Origin of the sequence: Dokdonia sp. Asnod2-E02, assembly GCF_045063915.1 — a bacterium.
Classification (GTDB): domain Bacteria; phylum Bacteroidota; class Bacteroidia; order Flavobacteriales; family Flavobacteriaceae; genus Dokdonia.
Genome location: NZ_JBEFNX010000005.1, coordinates 1486804 through 1501667, shown reverse-complemented (window position 1 = coordinate 1501667; position 14864 = coordinate 1486804). Strand labels below are relative to the sequence as shown.

At 37.3% G+C, this 14864-nt stretch carries 15 protein-coding genes; 5 read left to right on the top strand and 10 right to left on the bottom strand.

Features of this window, described 5'->3' with window-relative positions; genetic code table 11:
- Positions 1 to 12: 12 nt before the first annotated feature.
- The 5 genes from ACJJVM_RS06720 to ACJJVM_RS06700 all read right to left on the bottom strand — a co-directional run bounded on the left by ACJJVM_RS06720 (position 13) and on the right by ACJJVM_RS06700 (position 3920).
- Entirely contained in the window at positions 13 to 897 is an 885-nt protein-coding gene (locus ACJJVM_RS06720; protein ID WP_380031287.1) for a DMT family transporter, read from the bottom strand.
- Between the two features lie 78 nt (positions 898 to 975).
- Positions 976 to 1539, bottom strand: a complete 564-nt coding sequence (gldD, locus tag ACJJVM_RS06715) for a gliding motility lipoprotein GldD (RefSeq protein WP_405211175.1) — start codon at positions 1537 to 1539, stop codon at positions 976 to 978.
- Positions 1536 to 2858 carry a gliding motility-associated protein GldE gene (locus tag ACJJVM_RS06710; RefSeq protein WP_298350155.1) on the bottom strand — a complete coding sequence of 441 codons (1323 nt, stop codon included), beginning with the start codon at positions 2856 to 2858 and terminating at the stop codon, positions 1536 to 1538. Before ACJJVM_RS06710 ends, gldD begins: the two co-directional genes overlap by 4 nt.
- A gap of 22 nt (positions 2859 to 2880) precedes the next feature.
- Positions 2881 to 3369, bottom strand: a complete 489-nt coding sequence (locus ACJJVM_RS06705; RefSeq protein WP_035326717.1) for a single-stranded DNA-binding protein — start codon at positions 3367 to 3369, stop codon at positions 2881 to 2883.
- Positions 3370 to 3581: 212 nt separating this feature from the next.
- Positions 3582 to 3920, bottom strand: a complete 339-nt coding sequence (locus ACJJVM_RS06700; protein ID WP_298350158.1) for a T9SS type A sorting domain-containing protein — start codon at positions 3918 to 3920, stop codon at positions 3582 to 3584.
- 220 nt (positions 3921 to 4140) lie between these two features.
- On the opposite strand from ACJJVM_RS06700, the gene ACJJVM_RS06695 reads away from it, so the two are divergent.
- Positions 4141 to 5013 carry an AraC family transcriptional regulator gene (locus ACJJVM_RS06695; protein ID WP_298350160.1) on the top strand — a complete coding sequence of 291 codons (873 nt, stop codon included), beginning with the start codon at positions 4141 to 4143 and terminating at the stop codon, positions 5011 to 5013.
- Here ACJJVM_RS06695 and mutY read toward each other — a convergent pair.
- Positions 5005 to 6054 carry an A/G-specific adenine glycosylase gene (gene mutY, locus ACJJVM_RS06690; RefSeq protein ID WP_405211174.1) on the bottom strand — a complete coding sequence of 350 codons (1050 nt, stop codon included), beginning with the start codon at positions 6052 to 6054 and terminating at the stop codon, positions 5005 to 5007. The genes ACJJVM_RS06695 and mutY overlap by 9 nt on opposite strands.
- Positions 6055 to 6183: 129 nt before the next feature.
- Between mutY and ACJJVM_RS06685 the strand changes: the two genes are divergently transcribed.
- The 3 genes from ACJJVM_RS06685 to ACJJVM_RS06675 all read left to right on the top strand — a co-directional run bounded on the left by ACJJVM_RS06685 (position 6184) and on the right by ACJJVM_RS06675 (position 8919).
- On the top strand, positions 6184 to 6474 hold the full coding sequence (locus ACJJVM_RS06685; protein WP_013750876.1) for an HU family DNA-binding protein: 291 nt from the start codon (positions 6184 to 6186) through the stop codon (positions 6472 to 6474).
- A gap of 328 nt (positions 6475 to 6802) precedes the next feature.
- A complete protein-coding gene (locus tag ACJJVM_RS06680) occupies positions 6803 to 8353 on the top strand; it encodes a ribonuclease E/G (RefSeq protein ID WP_298350164.1) in 1551 nt (516 codons plus the stop codon).
- Positions 8354 to 8439: 86 nt separating this feature from the next.
- Entirely contained in the window at positions 8440 to 8919 is a 480-nt protein-coding gene (locus ACJJVM_RS06675) for a regulatory protein RecX (protein ID WP_298350166.1), read from the top strand.
- Here the strand turns inward: ACJJVM_RS06675 and ACJJVM_RS06670 are convergent, their stop codons facing one another.
- From ACJJVM_RS06670 to ACJJVM_RS06655, 4 genes are all read right to left on the bottom strand, one after another.
- Positions 8920 to 9717: a hypothetical protein gene (locus ACJJVM_RS06670; protein ID WP_298350168.1), complete on the bottom strand. Its 798-nt coding sequence runs from the start codon at positions 9715 to 9717 to the stop codon at positions 8920 to 8922.
- Between the two features lie 172 nt (positions 9718 to 9889).
- Positions 9890 to 10855: a hypothetical protein gene (locus tag ACJJVM_RS06665; protein WP_405211173.1), complete on the bottom strand. Its 966-nt coding sequence runs from the start codon at positions 10853 to 10855 to the stop codon at positions 9890 to 9892.
- Positions 10856 to 11282: 427 nt separating this feature from the next.
- Complete coding sequence (locus ACJJVM_RS06660; protein ID WP_298350172.1) at positions 11283 to 11774, bottom strand: PAS domain-containing protein; 492 nt, start codon at positions 11772 to 11774, stop codon at positions 11283 to 11285.
- Positions 11775 to 11842: 68 nt separating this feature from the next.
- Complete coding sequence (locus ACJJVM_RS06655) at positions 11843 to 14101, bottom strand: TonB-dependent receptor (protein WP_405211172.1); 2259 nt, start codon at positions 14099 to 14101, stop codon at positions 11843 to 11845.
- Positions 14102 to 14202: 101 nt separating this feature from the next.
- On the opposite strand from ACJJVM_RS06655, the gene ACJJVM_RS06650 reads away from it, so the two are divergent.
- A complete protein-coding gene (locus ACJJVM_RS06650) occupies positions 14203 to 14856 on the top strand; it encodes a metal-dependent transcriptional regulator (protein ID WP_298350177.1) in 654 nt (217 codons plus the stop codon).
- The last annotated feature ends 8 nt before the right edge of the window (positions 14857 to 14864 follow it).

Below are 14864 nucleotides of genomic sequence, written 5' to 3'. Positions count from 1 at the left end.
TTTTTACAGCGCTTATGCTTTTTTTCTGGCGCTATTACCTATATAAACGCCTACAAGAATGATAAGGGTGGCAATAAACTGAAGCATTGTAAAGGCCTCTCCATCTAGCAGGCCCCACATTACAGATATAATAGGCATCAAATAGGTAACAGAAGAAGCAAAGACGGGATTGCTCATTTGCACAAGTTTGTTAAACATCACTTTTGCTAGTGCAGTGCCAAATATAGAGAGGATCACGATGTACCCTATAGATTGCTGTAGCGTAGCATCTGTAGTAACGGGTAAATCAAAAAACCCAGAAATAGCGAGTATAATTGCCGCAGGTATAATGAGAAAGACAAAGTTACCAGCCGCAATAGCGATGGCAGGCACTTCTTGTAGGTGTCTTTTTATAATATTTACATTAAGTGCATAAAAGGAGGCTGCTATAATGACCAGTGAGGCATACCAATAATTTTGACCTTCATTAATTTGAGCGCCTATATAAATAAGAGCCCCAGCACCCACAAGCCCTAGAAGCACGCCTATAAATTGCCGTTGTATAAATTGTGCACCAAAGAGTAATATCCCAAAAATAAACGCCAGTAAGGGTACGCTAGAGTTTAAAATACCTACCACGGCACTATCTATTTCTGTCTCTGCAAAAGCAAATAAAAATACAGGCAGCCCTGTACCTAGTATACCTGTAATACCTATCCATTTCCAGTCTTGTTTTTTTATCTTTTTGAGACTTTTCCACCCAAAAAGCAATAATACCGTTGCCGAAAATAAAATACGTAAAGCCCCTAGTTGCAATGGGTCTAGACCTACAAGCCCTTTTTTAATAAGGATAAAAGAACTACCCCAGATAATGGATAAAACAAAGAGGTATATCCATTTTAAAGACTTGTTTGGCATTGCTTTGATTTAAGAATGCAAAGGTCGGCGTTTTTAAGGTAAAAATCTAAAAGGTTTGTGAGGTAAAGTAGGGCGATATTATTTACGCCATTCTATACTTTCCATAAGGTGGCGTATGTCATTTTTGAGATACATAGCTGCAGGATAGATACTATCATAGTTAGGCTTTGCATTAAAATAAATAGAACCTGTAAGAAAGTGATTTGTACTATCTGTAATATAAAATTGAGACTGTGAGGCTGCATCTCCTTTTATATCATAAAACATCCCGTAGGCGTTTTGGGTCTCGTTTACATACTTTTCTTCTATAATATTATCTGCTTTACGCACGTGCTCATAGGTGAGCTTTTGAGCGTCATTGAGCAGTGCATTAATATTATTATCAACCTTGCGGTAGGTTAAAAAGATGCTGCCGTTTATGGTTGGGTAATCAATTACTGCAGAGCAGTCATTCTTATAAAGCACAATTCCTAGTTTGTTGAGGTCAAAGTTATAATCACAGTCGCTAGCAGTAGCCTTGTAGCTAGGCGCAGGGTATGATAAACTAAGCTGGCTTTTAGGTTTTGGCAAGGTGTCCCCTCCACAAGAAATAAGTGATATGCTTACAATGATTAAGATGAGTATGGCTGCTGTGTTTTTCAAGATGTAATGGTAAATTTAATTTGCTTGATGCGCTTTTTATCTATAGCCTCCACAGTAAACGCATAGGTGTCATACTTTATTACCTCATTTTTACGAGGAAAGCCTCCAGATACTTCTAGTACAAAGCCAGCGATGGTTTCGGCTTCACCTTTCTTGTTTTCAAAGATGGTGGTGTCTTCTAGTTTTATGATGCGATAAAAATCCTTGAGCGATGTCTTACCATCAAAGATCCAGTTATAATCATCAAGTTTGGAATAGATAATATTTTCATCATCAAACTCGTCTGAGATGTCTCCCACGATCTCTTCTATAATATCTTCTAGAGAGATAAGGCCACTAGTACCACCGTACTCATCTACTACGATGGCTAGGTGGTTTTTCTTTTCTTTAAACTCTGCGAGTAAGTCATCTAGCTTTTTATTTTCTGGCACAAAGTAAGGCTCGCGTATAAGTTTTGTCCAGTCAAAGTCTTTTTTAGTAAGATGTGGTAGTAAATCTTTTACATAGAGAATACCTACTATAGTATCTACACTCTCAGAAAATACGGGGATGCGGGAGAAACCATTTTCTGTAATCTCTTTAAGTACTTTTTGGTAATCGTCATCCTTATTAAGGGCAAAGACATCCATACGTGGTCGCATTACCTGTTTTGTATCTGTATTACCAAAAGATACAATGCCTTTTAAAATTTTTTGTTCCTCCTTTGTTGTGTCTTCTTCACTTGTAAGCTCTAGTGCCTGTGATAATTGATCTACATTAAAACTAGATTTTTGTTCACCTAGCTTATTTTGTATCCACATCGTAGCAAGTCGCATAGGGCTGCTCAGTGGTGTGAAGATCATATCTAAAAAACGCAGAGGGTATGCCATTAGCGCTGCAAATTTCTTGTTGTTTCTGTTTGCATATACCTTAGGTAAAATCTCTCCGAAAAGTAATATCAAAAACGTGATAAGTACCACTTCCAGTAAGAAGCGCACAGGGATGGTAAGAATCTCTGCCGTAATATTTGCAAATATGACTTCACCCAGGCTGGCAAATAGAAGTACAATAGCAATATTTATGGCATTATTTGCCACAAGTATAGTTGCTAGTAGTTTTTTAGGTTTGGTGAGTAATTTCTTTACCACCATCATCTTGCGATCTGCTACCAGCTCTTCGGTTTCTAATAAGTCACTAGGTGATAACGAAAAAAAAGCTACTTCTGCACCGCTTATAAGCGCAGAGCACGTAAGCAGTATAACAAGTGCCACAAGACTCAAAATACTTGAGGTGTCAAGGGCGAGTAAAAGTATAAGTAAGGGTTCGGGATCGGGATCCAAAGGTTCAAAAATTTAAATTAACTTAAAATGGCAAATCATCTACATCACTAGTGTCTGTAGTAGGTTGCGCAGGTTGAGATGGTTGATTTGTATTATAAGGTTGCGCTTTAGGCTGTGCTGGTTGAGCAGCTTGTCTTGGTTGCTGGGCTTGCTGCCCTTGCCCTTGACTCTCGCCTTTAGGTGTTAAGAAGGTAAACTCTTGACACTGTATCTCTGTAGAGTAGCGGTCCATACCTTTATCATCTGTCCACTTACGAGTTTTAAGGCGACCTTCTACATATACTTTATCACCTTTTTTTAGATATTTCTCGCAGATTTCGGCAGCTTTATTACGCACAACAATGTTGTGCCACTCAGTGTTACTTACGCGCTCTCCCGTGGTACGGTTTACATACTCCTCGTTAGTCGCTAGAGGAAATCTTCCTATACAATTACCTCCTTCAAAGTAATTCATCTTTACGTCATCTCCGGTGTGACCTATTAAGATCACTTTATTGATAGTTCCTGCCATAGTATCAAATGTAATAAATATTGCGATGCAAGGCTGTTATGCTTTCGCGAAAGTTTACCAAAACACACTTGTATCACATAAAGGCTATAGATTTCTAATCTCCTTAACTAACAGTGATACCTCATAATAAGACATAAAAAATCCCTAAAAGAACCACCTTTTAGGGATTAAACTAAGCATACTAATTTTTACACAAAATAAACTAGTCTTGTTTATCCGATAACCACCTCTTTGGTGTAACTCTTGTCACCGTCTTTTACTTTTACATAATACGTACCCTTGAAAGCTTTAGTAAAGTTAAAAGCCTTGTGTACCGTTTTTGTCTCTTCAATAGTTTCTGTAAAAACAATACGTCCCATTGCGTCACGTACTACTACATTTACTGGGCTTTGGTCAAGATTAAGTAGGTTAAGATACACAACCTCTCCGTCTGTTTTTAAAACTAAGCTCTCTGCAGATGTCTTAGGAGGATTATTTAATCCTGTAGCATTAACTTGAATGCTTGTTACTAAAATTGCAAAGGCTGCTAGTAATTTGATTGCATTTTTCATAATATTTCAATTTAAAAGATTGATTTCTAATTTTTTACACTGCAAACATACGGTCGATTATAAGTTTCTACTACACGCATATTTTCAAATATATGTGTGTAATTAACACGGTAATGTGTTAATAAATCATAAAATGTTAATTTAGCACATAATTGAGGTAAATTTCTAGTGATGTAAGGTTTTAAACCTATTTAATTTTGCCTCGTAAAGCAGTTCTACTATGATTTTGCAAAAACCTACTTTTGAGTCTATTTCTCCAGATTTTGGAACCTCGTTTGCCTACCAGAAGTTTGATGAGCGCACTACAAACGTTAATAATGTGTGGCATTATCATCCCGAGATAGAGCTCGTTTTTGTAAACGGGGGTACAGGGAGAAGGCAGGTAGGGAGTAACGTGTCTTATTATACCTGGGGAACACTTATAATAGTAGGTAGCAATTTACCTCACTGTGGTTTTACAAATGAGGATACAGGTAACAGCTGTGAGACCGTCATACATATGAAACCCGATTTTTTAGGAGCAGACTTCTTTAATATTCCAGAGATGGCAAATATTAAAAGACTACTACACGTAGCAAATCGTGGGATTGTGTTTTCTGGAGAGACAAAGGCGAGAGTAGGGGCGATGATGGAAGCAATGGAGCATCAAACAGATTTTGAACGTCTAGTATCACAACTCAACATCCTAAGTGATCTTGCTCAGACAGAAGAATATAGAATTCTCAATGCAGATGGCTTCTCGTTACTCTCAGATGTAAAAGATAACGACCGCATTAATCTCGTATTTAATTATGTGAAGACTAATTTTAAGGAAGAAATCCCACTAGAAGATATGGCAGATCTTACTAACCTTACCATCCCGAGTTTTTGCCGTTTCTTTAAAAAGATTACAAATAAAACCTTTACCCAGTTTGTAAATGAGTACCGTCTCGTACACGCATCAAAATTACTAGCAGAGCAACCCCTTAGTATTACAGAGGTATGTTTTGCAAGCGGGTTTAATAATTTCTCTCACTTTAATAAAAAATTTAAGGCCTTTGTGGGGCAAAATCCTTCAGAGTATAGAAAAGAGCTTAGAACCGTATTAGAGTAACTTCTCTATAAAATTTCCTATCAGCACGGGTACAGGTAGCTCGGTGATTCTATTTATAGGTGTGGCATTATCAGTAATTTCATCTACCGTTACTATCCAGAATGTGGTGTGTAGATGCTGGTGTGACAGTTTATGCACAATAGGAGTGTCATTATATCTATCAATATCATTTATAACCAGACCTTGTAATAAGGAGTGGTTTTTTACGCTTTCGCGAAAGCGGTCTTCTTCCCCCTCTTGCAGCGCCGTAAGTTCTTCTATAACCGGAAACTCATACAGTCCCTGCCAGATGCCCTTGCCCGTGCGTTGCTTTATGATAGTTTGCTCTTGCTTATCTTTAATATATAGGTAGTGGAAATATTTGTGCTTCACCTTAGTCTTCTTGAGCTTTACGGGAAGCACAGATACTTTATTTTGTTGTAGCGCCACACAACTGTCATTATATATACAGTGCAAGCAGTAAGGGTTTTGAGGTTTACATTGTATCGCCCCAAACTCCATTATAGCCTGGTTAAAATCTGCAGGGCGGTCTTCATCAATAAGTTCTTGTGCCAGTGCTTTAAACTCTTTTACTCCGGCAGTACTATTTATAGGAGTGTCTATGCCGTATACTCTAGATAGCACTCTATACACATTACCATCTACTACGGCAGTAGGCTCATTAAAGCATATGCTTGCAATGGCACTGGCCGTATAATCTCCTACACCTTTAAGTTTTTTAATCTCCTCATAGGTGTTAGGAAAAACGCCATCCATCTCTTCTACAATTATTTTTGCACTTGCGTGCAGGTTGCGACCACGAGAATAGTAGCCTAGACCTTGCCATAATTTAAGTACTTCTTCTTCTGTGGCTTGAGCAAGATCTTGTACTGTGGGGAAGGCTTCTGTAAAGGCGATATAATACGGTAATCCTTGCGCTACGCGCGTTTGCTGAAGAATAATTTCTGAGAGCCAGATGTGGTAAGGATGGGTGGTATTGCGCCACGGCATATCGCGCTTGTGTTCTAAATACCAGGCAATGAGTTTGTTAGAAAAAGACAATGTAAAATAGGGTTTTATACAAAGCTAGATGTTATGTGTCTATTTTTTAAAAGATTATGTTTGATTCTTTGATATTTTAATTCCTATATTTGCAATCTTGAATTTTAACCCCCTAATATATTTGACATTATGACTAAAGCTGATATCGTAGCGAAAGTTTCTGAGAAACTTGGTATCGAAAAGAACGACGTACAAGCGACTATTGAATCTTTTATGGAGGAAGTAAAAACTTCATTAGAAGGAGGAGATAACGTGTACTTAAGAGGATTCGGTAGCTTTATAATCAAAACTAGAGCCGAGAAGACTGGTAGAAATATTTCAAAAAATACAACTATCAAGATTCCAGCACATAATATTCCAGCGTTCAAGCCTGCTAAAGTATTTGTAGAAGGTGTAAAAACGAACGTTAGTGTAGACTAATAAGTAATATTTTAAACTATCATTTTTATGCCAAGCGGTAAAAAAAGAAAAAGACACAAGGTAGCGACTCACAAACGTAAGAAAAGACGTAGAGCAAATCGCCACAAAAAGAAAAAGTAGTCTTAAGACTACTTTTTCTTTTATTACACCCTAAGGGTGCAATAACGCGTTCTTTGACATCGCAATAACAGCACTATCTTTTACCTAAGATACGTCATTATTGCAACGGTATTTATTACACACAGTATGTAAACACATACACTATACACCTGTGATAAATTAAAAGTATCAACCATCCCGATTTACATTGGGATAAAATTACTACAACGTGAATAAAGAATTGATCATAAGATCTAGTTCCTCCGTAGTTGATTTTGCCTTACTAAAAGATGGAAAACTTATTGAGCTTCATAAAGATGAAGATGAAAATAAGTTTAACGTAGGTGATATTTATATCGCAAACGTGAGAAAGGCCGTATCTGGTCTCAACGCTGCATTTGTAAATGTAGGCTATGAGAAAGATGCATTTTTGCATTACCACGATCTCGGACCTAAGCTACCTACCTTACAGAAGTACATCAAAAGTATAAGCACAGGTAAATTAAAAGACTATTCCTTACAAAACTTCACCTTTGAAAAAGACATAGATAAAAATGGCAAAATAGCCGATGTTCTAAAGTCTAAACAAAGTGTACTTGTACAGATTGCAAAAGAACCTATCTCGACTAAGGGACCTCGCATAAGTAGCGAGTTGTCTATAGCTGGCCGTTATATTGTTCTCGTACCATTTTCAGACCGCATCTCTATCTCACAAAAGATTGAGAGCAAAGAAGAAAAGGCACGTCTTAAAAGACTAGTAACAAGTATCAGACCTAAAGGGTTTGGCGTGATTGTGCGCACTGTTGCACAAGGTGTAAAAGTTGCAGAACTAGATAAGGACCTGCAAAATCTAGTGGACAAATGGACCACTATGAGCAAAAAAATTAAAGGTGCTCACCACCCTAGTAAAGTTCTAGGAGAGATGAACCGTGCATCGTCTATCCTGCGGGATATTTTTAACGATAGCTTTACGAGCATCACTGTTGATGATGAAACACTTTATTATCAAATTAAAGAATACCTAAGCGAGATCGCTCCTCACAAAGAGAGCATTGTAAAATTATACAATAGCCAGGTGCCTATTTTTGAGAAATTTGGAATCGAGAGACAAATTAAAACGTCTTTTGGACAAACAGTATCAATGAGCCGTGGCGCTTATCTTGTGATTGAGCATACAGAAGCCCTACACGTCGTAGACGTAAACAGTGGTAACAGATCTAATAAAGCCAAGAGTCAAGAAGATACAGCACTCGAGGTAAATATGATTGCTGCTACAGAAGTAGCAAGACAGCTTAGCCTCCGTGATATGGGAGGAATTATCGTAATAGACTTTATCGATATGGGTAAAGCCGAAAATCGTCGCAAACTCTTTAACCACCTCAGAGATGAGATGAAAGAAGATCGCGCAAAGCACAAAATATTACCTCCTAGTAAATTTGGACTTATCCAGATCACTAGGCAGCGAGTACGTCCAGAGATGAACATTAAGACCCGTGAAGATAATCCTAACGGGGGATCTAATGAGATAGAAGCACCTATTGTAATAGTAGAGAAGCTTCAAGGACAACTCAACCGTATTTTAAAATCTGGTGCAAAAAAGGTGACGCTACACGCGCACCCCTTTGTTGCAGCCTATTTAACAAAAGGCTTTCCTTCTATACGTTCTAAATGGTTTTTAGAACATAAAAAGTGGGTAAAGGTAATGCCGCGAGATGCATACACGTATCTCGAGTATAACTTTACAGACGCTTCTGGCAAGGACATCAAGATTGTAAACTAGTAAAAACCCCATTCTCAATAGAGGATGGGGTTTTTTTATGCCTTGTTGTAAAAATGATATCGCGGTAAAACAAGTACATTTGCCCAGTGCAACAACCCGTAAAAACATATACTGTAGAAGAGGCAAAACGCAAGCTAGAAGCCTACTGCGCCTATCAAGACCGCTGTCATAAAGAAGTAGCACAAAAGCTTAGAGATATGCGTATGATACCAGAAGCTATAGATGTAGTGATAGGTCACCTACTTGAGCACAACTTTTTAAATGAGGAACGATTTGCAAAAGCCTTTGCAAGGGGCAAATTTCGTCATAAAAGCTGGGGGAGGGTACGTATCACTCGTGAGTTAAAACAACGCGGCATAAGCGCTTATAATCTCAAAACAGCCCTACTTGAGATAGAAGAAGCGGAGTATGATAGGGTTTTTAATACGCTTTCGCGAAAGCGTTATGAACAACTCTCCTCAGAAACCGATAAATACCGCAAGCGTAAAAAACTCGCAGACTATCTCTCCTACAGAGGTTGGGAAGGTGATCTAGTATATGAAAAGGTGAAGGAGCTGGTGCCTTAATTAATAAACTTCTACGCCAAAAGATGCTCTTACGTAAGAACCATTTGCTTGTGACTGCAACCAGATTTTATCTTTGAGCCTGGCAAGCGTTACAAACGCATTTATAGATGAGTCGTTGCCAGCTGTAAATCCATAGGCAGCATCATTATTTTCTCCTAGCCATTCTAAGCCTATAAACAGTCCTTCGCTAGGCATCTCTATGTATTGATCTTGAATATCTATACTAAGTGTGCCTTTTTTTCTACGTACGGGATAGATAATTGATTTTGACAATAACTCTTTGTTGGGCTTTTTAGTTATGGGGTCAACGCTATAAATGTGGGCTCTTACTAAAAGGCTATCTTTTTTCTTTGATCGTATCTTGTAGTTAAGCGATTTAAGGGTATGTGCAGCGCCTGTTTTATTAGGTATGTGTTGTGCTAGAATAATATTTTCACCATAGGTTGTGATATAACGAGTTTTCTTAAGATTTGTATACCCTAAGGTTTGCACTTTTTTATTCTGTACTATAACCTCTGTTAGGTTTGTGTTCTTTTCTTTTAGAAAGATAGTATCATTATATACTTCTTTTTTTAAGGTTTTTGTGTAGTAGCCTAGATGGGTTATTGTAATGGCTTCTTCCTTATATCCTTGTTTTAAAATCACGGCTCCAGTTACATCGCTTGCAAGACCTTCATTGTTATTGCCTGTAAAAATATGAGCAAATGCAATAGGCTTATTTGATAAACTGTCAACTATTATAAGTTTTCGTTCTTGGCATTGAGCGTGACAACAAATAAGCAATGTAAGTAGGAACAAATAAAATTCCCAAATAATAAAAACATTCCTATAGTTTATATAGGAATGTTTTAGATTTTTATTGACTTTATATTTACCGCTCACAATAAGAGTTTCTTAATTTCTTTATTAGGATTTTTAAAATAAGCCCCAACTATAATCTCTCTATACGGATTTGCGATTTATAAAAATATTACCAATTAATAGTTGTATTTAACTGATTCGTATCACCATTAACTTTGTGAAATATTGAACCACTCAAATTAACTCGCCATTCATAATGACTTATTGGGGTAGAACTAACAAAATTATAATTACCTATCCAAAAGGATTTGGTTCCTTTTAATGGTGAAGAACAATAATTTTTATCATTAATTGAAAAAGATTTAACTGAGGTTATATTTCCTCCATATTTGTATTTAATGTACCAACTTCCAGATAAATTGAGGTCATATAACCTTTCAGTTGTCGTATTGTTATATTTCCAACCAGATCCCGTCTTTTGACTCATTCTCAATTTAAAAATTAGATCTGACTGAGTAAAAAACGGACCAGATACTTTTCGTACCACTAAGTAGTGTACGAGTCTGTACTTTAGGCTTTTGTTGTATGGTGTGCCGCAGCGAGTACGATATTTTTGTCTATTATATTCGCGCCATCCTTGTTTGTATTCCCCTCCATTAGCATTAATTGAAACCCTATTAGATGTGATTTTATCTGTTAAGCCATCTTCGTTATCTGTTGAAAGAGGGGATTGCTCGACTTTTGCAAATATTTTATTAGATTGGTTTAAACCATTTAGATTCCTTTCATAAAAGACACCTTCACTGTAATTAATAATTCTATCTCCTATTTGAAATTCTCTTTTTTCATTTAATAGGAATAGGAATGATAGAGGCAAATCTTCTTGCTCTTTTAGAGTAATGTTCTTGTCAGAGTAAAGGGAATTATAGTTTTGTTGTCTACTCCAATCTTCAAATTCAGAGATTTCATTAAAAGAATTAAATAAATTTAGCGTATTTTTAAAAGTCTCATTGCTTTCGAAATATATAATTTCTCCAAGACTATTTTCATTTTCAATTGATAATTCTTCTTTCGAGCACGAAAAACTCAGGCTCAATACTAGAAGAACAATGGTATATATTAAAGGCTTTTTCATTTTTGATTGATTATAAATTATTTAGTTTGTGGTTTTAACATTAATATGTGTTTTGTTTTTTTTGCATTTCATCTGCGGGTGGTCAGCCCATAATTAACCTTATAATTTTAGAAAGTAATTTTGAGCAATGTAGAAAATTCTTACGTGATTATTTTACGGATTTCCTTTATTTCAGAGTTCTGTCAAAACAAATTAGTTGTTTTGATTTTATAGAAAGAGCTGTTTTGTAGTGGTATACAGTTTTTTTTGTCAAAAAGTTAATATTTTGTTAAAAGAGATTTAAGGAGTTTAGGAGTAGTTTCTAACGCTTTCGCGAAAGCGCAAAAATATCCACCTGCAATTTGCGTGGAGTGCAAGTAGTTTAAGAAAAGTGTGCTATACTAATGAGTCAAAAAAGGGAGGACTCAATATTTAAAAGAAAAAAATACTAGGCTACTCTAGCAGGTTTCTCTAGTGCCATAAAATGAGTGATTTCACTTTTTGAGTTGTGTAGCGGTATAATTTTTATATCACACAGGTACGGTGTGCCGTCTTTTTTATAATTGAGAAGTTGTCGCTCTACTACGGCCCCTTTACTAAGGTGTATTTTAATTTCTTCACGTACTTGCGGAGAAGTTTTTGCTCCTTGTAAAAAACGAGGGTGCTTCCCTATGGCATAACTCTTAGGGTAACCTGTCATATCGCTAAAGCCTGCATTTACCCATTGTATGTGCTGTGTGTGATCTGTAACAACTATGGTGGTGTAGTCTTGGTCTGTGATAGAAGCTACGTCAATTGTCCACTTATGTTTTTTCTTGAAAATCGCAAGTTGCTCTCGTTCGGCTTTTTTTCTCGCTTTTATGCTATTTTGAGCAAGACCTTCAGAAAAAATATCCCAAGACTGTAATGGGGCAATGGCACGTATAGTTTTCTTCTTCATCTTCTCAATTTTTGAGAAAAGTACACAAGTTTATATCCATAGGTGTTAAATTAGTGAGGATTAACACTTTAGTTTAAGGTGTAGCGTATCCCAAAGAAGCCGCGTATTCCTTGGTTAGGAGCAAATATATAGTTGGGGTCAAAGGTGAGTGCATTTGGGTTATCTGCCGTAGGCACTACTTGCCCTTGATTATCAAAGACTACATTTTCGTCAAAAGGATCGTCTGCTCTGGCGATGATAAAAGGGTTATTGCGGTTAGGAGTGTAGTTCAACAAGTTTTTGACGCCGCCATAGAGTTCTAGATTTGTAATGCCGTCATAGGTGAGCTGTATGTTTTGTGTGCTCCAGGTGGGGCTGTATTCTTCTCTAGGGTCTAGTTCTCCCAGTATGGGTAATCGCATAGGGCCGTATAGGCTGCCTGTATAATCTATATTGAGATTAAGGTTTTCTATTTTATAACTTAGTGACCAGTTTGCGCTATAACTCTCGGTAAGAATTTGACGCTCACGCACGCCGTCTTCGGTTTGTGATACATCTTGATATGTAACTCCTAGACTTCCTTTTATACCGTTTGTAAGTGTGGCGTCTAGATTAATACTAGCACCGTAAGTTTGTGAGTAGCCATTAAGGTTGCTGTATATAATCTGGTTTGGGTTTGTGTCATAATCTGGGAGTATTTGATTTGTAAAATGTGTAAACCAAGTAGAAGCATCTAATGTTAAGATAGCATTTCGATTATAAATTTTCTTTAAGTAGTTGAGATTTACATTATACGATTGCTCTGGGTCTAGCTCTTCTGTGATAATGACATCTCTTGCACCTGTAAGCGCGGCGTGATCTTCGGCAAAGAGGCTTACTATTCTAAAACCTGTACCAGCATTGATTCTTAAAATATTGTCTTCATTAAATTTATGTCTGTATGCTAGGCGCGGGGTAAATATGCTGCCGTGTCGTGAGTCATAATCATAACGAGCACCCAGTAAAAGAGTGTTTTTATCTGTAAACTTAATCTCATCTTGTATTAAAAATGAAGGAATCACCACCTCTTCTTCGGCATTTGCTCCTGCATTAAAGGTTGCTGTGGTATTGTCATCATAAAAGTTATAACGTACACCACCAGCGAGCAGTAGGTCGTGTCTGTTTATTTTTTTATTCCAAGTGAGTTGGGTAAAGCCTATACGCTGCTGTGCGATGTAAGCTTCGTTACCATACACGCTATTTTGATCGTGGTCTGTGTATGAAAAGCGTAGTAAAAAATCTTCGGTAGTGGGTAGTTGGTAATTTCCTAAAATTTCAAAACGACGTGTGTAAATGCTCTCTCCGTAAATCTCATCGCCTCCGCGAAAAGCGGGTGTCCACTGTAGCTCTCCACCCCATCTATCTTCATAAAAAAACCGTCCAGCGAGATCAAAGACTTTATCATTTTTGCGGTCAAAACTCCACTTATTAAACACCGAAATACGGTCCTGCAGCGTTACATCTGTAAAGTTGTCGTTGTTGTTATCTATGGGATTGCTATAGTTGTAATAGTTTACACCCACTAGACTGTTTGCTTTTCCAGCCTTAAAAGAAGCGCCTATGTCTAAGTTGTTTTCTCCCCAACTTGTAAGTTGGTTTTCTATAAAAAAGCGTGGTGCTTGTTCGGGTATTTTTGTAATCACATTTATTAATCCTCCTACTGCCTCGCTTCCATAGAGAGATGAGGCTGGCCCTTTTACAACTTCCACACGTTCTATAAGCGAAGTAGGAATCCCAGAAAGACCATATACAGTAGAAAGGCCACTTACAATAGGCATCCCGTCTATAAGTACAAGCGTGTATGGTCCTTCAAGACCATTAATATGTATGTCGCCTGTATTACACACACTACAGTTGAGTTGCGGGCGCACGCCATTCACATTTTGCAACGCCTCAAAAACCGAGGGAACAGGATTCTTTTTTAAAAATGCTTGAGAGTAGACCTCTACAGGTACTGGGCTTTCTTTACGCACCACGGGTTTGAGTGTTCCAGAAATTACGACTTCCTCAAGAGATGTGTTTTGTTTTAGATAGAAATTTGCGGTAATAGTTCCACCGTTTACAGTGACGTTTTTCTTTACAGATTCATAACCTGTAAAAGAGGCAATAAGGGTATAAGTTCCGTCTGGCACATTTAAAATCTCAAAGCTACCATCATTGCTTGAAGATGCACCTAGAGTTGTATTTGCGAGGTATACGTTTACAAAGGGTAATGGGCCCTTAGGGTCAGAAACTTCACCTTTAATGGTGGTTTGAGCAGTGGTAAATTGAGTGGCAAAAAGCAATAGACATAAAAGTACTCTATGCATAGTTTTTCTTTTTTCTGCAAAGCTATATAAAAAGTTAGTCTTATCTAAAAAATTATTGTTGCGATTGTAAAAATCTGTATCTTTGGTGACATCAATAAGTTATGTATAGCAAGTCAGAAGAAAATTATTTAAAAGCAATCTATCATCTTGAGGCGATTGCAAAGCACGGGGTGAGCACTAATGCCATAGCAGGAGAGATGGAGACTAAGCCATCTTCAGTCACAGATATGGTAAAGAAGCTTGCAGACAAGCAACTGGTGAATTATGTAAAGTACAAGGGCACCACACTTACAGAAAAAGGAAAAAAAGCGGCGCTAGGTGTCGTGCGAAAACATCGTATTTGGGAAGTTTTTCTTTTAGAAACGCTCGATTTTCAATGGGACGAGGTGCACGATATAGCAGAGCAACTGGAGCACATAAAATCACAAGAGCTCATAAACAGGCTCGATAAGTTTTTAGATTATCCAGATTATGATCCGCACGGAGATCCTATTCCAGATAAAAACGGAAATATCAAAAGTGCCGAAAAGAAACTACTCGCCGAACTTAAGAAAGGAAACCAAGGTCAGCTAGTAGGTGTACGTGAGACAAGTCCAGACTTTCTTCAGTTTTTAGACAAGCGTAGCATAGCGATAGGTTCAAAAATTAAAGTACTTGGTAAAGAGTTTTTTGATGGATCAATGGTCATTCAGGTGCAGGGAGAGCAGTTTTTTATCTCAAAAAAAATAGCCGAAAATCTTTACATCCACATTTAATTTAAAGC

Bases quoted from the DNA above. Each gene is read 5' to 3' on its own strand.
- ACJJVM_RS06720 (WP_380031287.1), bottom strand. From the start codon at position 897: ATGCCAAACAAGTCTTTAAAATGGATATACCTCTTTGTTTTATCCATT.
- ACJJVM_RS06705 (WP_035326717.1), bottom strand. From the start codon at position 3,369: ATGGCAGGAACTATCAATAAAGTGATCTTAATAGGTCACACCGGAGAT.
- ACJJVM_RS06700 (WP_298350158.1), bottom strand. From the start codon at position 3,920: ATGAAAAATGCAATCAAATTACTAGCAGCCTTTGCAATTTTAGTAACA.
- ACJJVM_RS06695 (WP_298350160.1), top strand. From the start codon at position 4,141: ATGATTTTGCAAAAACCTACTTTTGAGTCTATTTCTCCAGATTTTGGA.
- ACJJVM_RS06685 (WP_013750876.1), top strand. From the start codon at position 6,184: ATGACTAAAGCTGATATCGTAGCGAAAGTTTCTGAGAAACTTGGTATC.
- ACJJVM_RS06665 (WP_405211173.1), bottom strand. From the start codon at position 10,855: ATGAAAAAGCCTTTAATATATACCATTGTTCTTCTAGTATTGAGCCTG.
- ACJJVM_RS06660 (WP_298350172.1), bottom strand. From the start codon at position 11,774: ATGAAGAAGAAAACTATACGTGCCATTGCCCCATTACAGTCTTGGGAT.
- ACJJVM_RS06655 (WP_405211172.1), bottom strand. From the start codon at position 14,101: ATGCATAGAGTACTTTTATGTCTATTGCTTTTTGCCACTCAATTTACC.
- ACJJVM_RS06650 (WP_298350177.1), top strand. From the start codon at position 14,203: ATGTATAGCAAGTCAGAAGAAAATTATTTAAAAGCAATCTATCATCTT.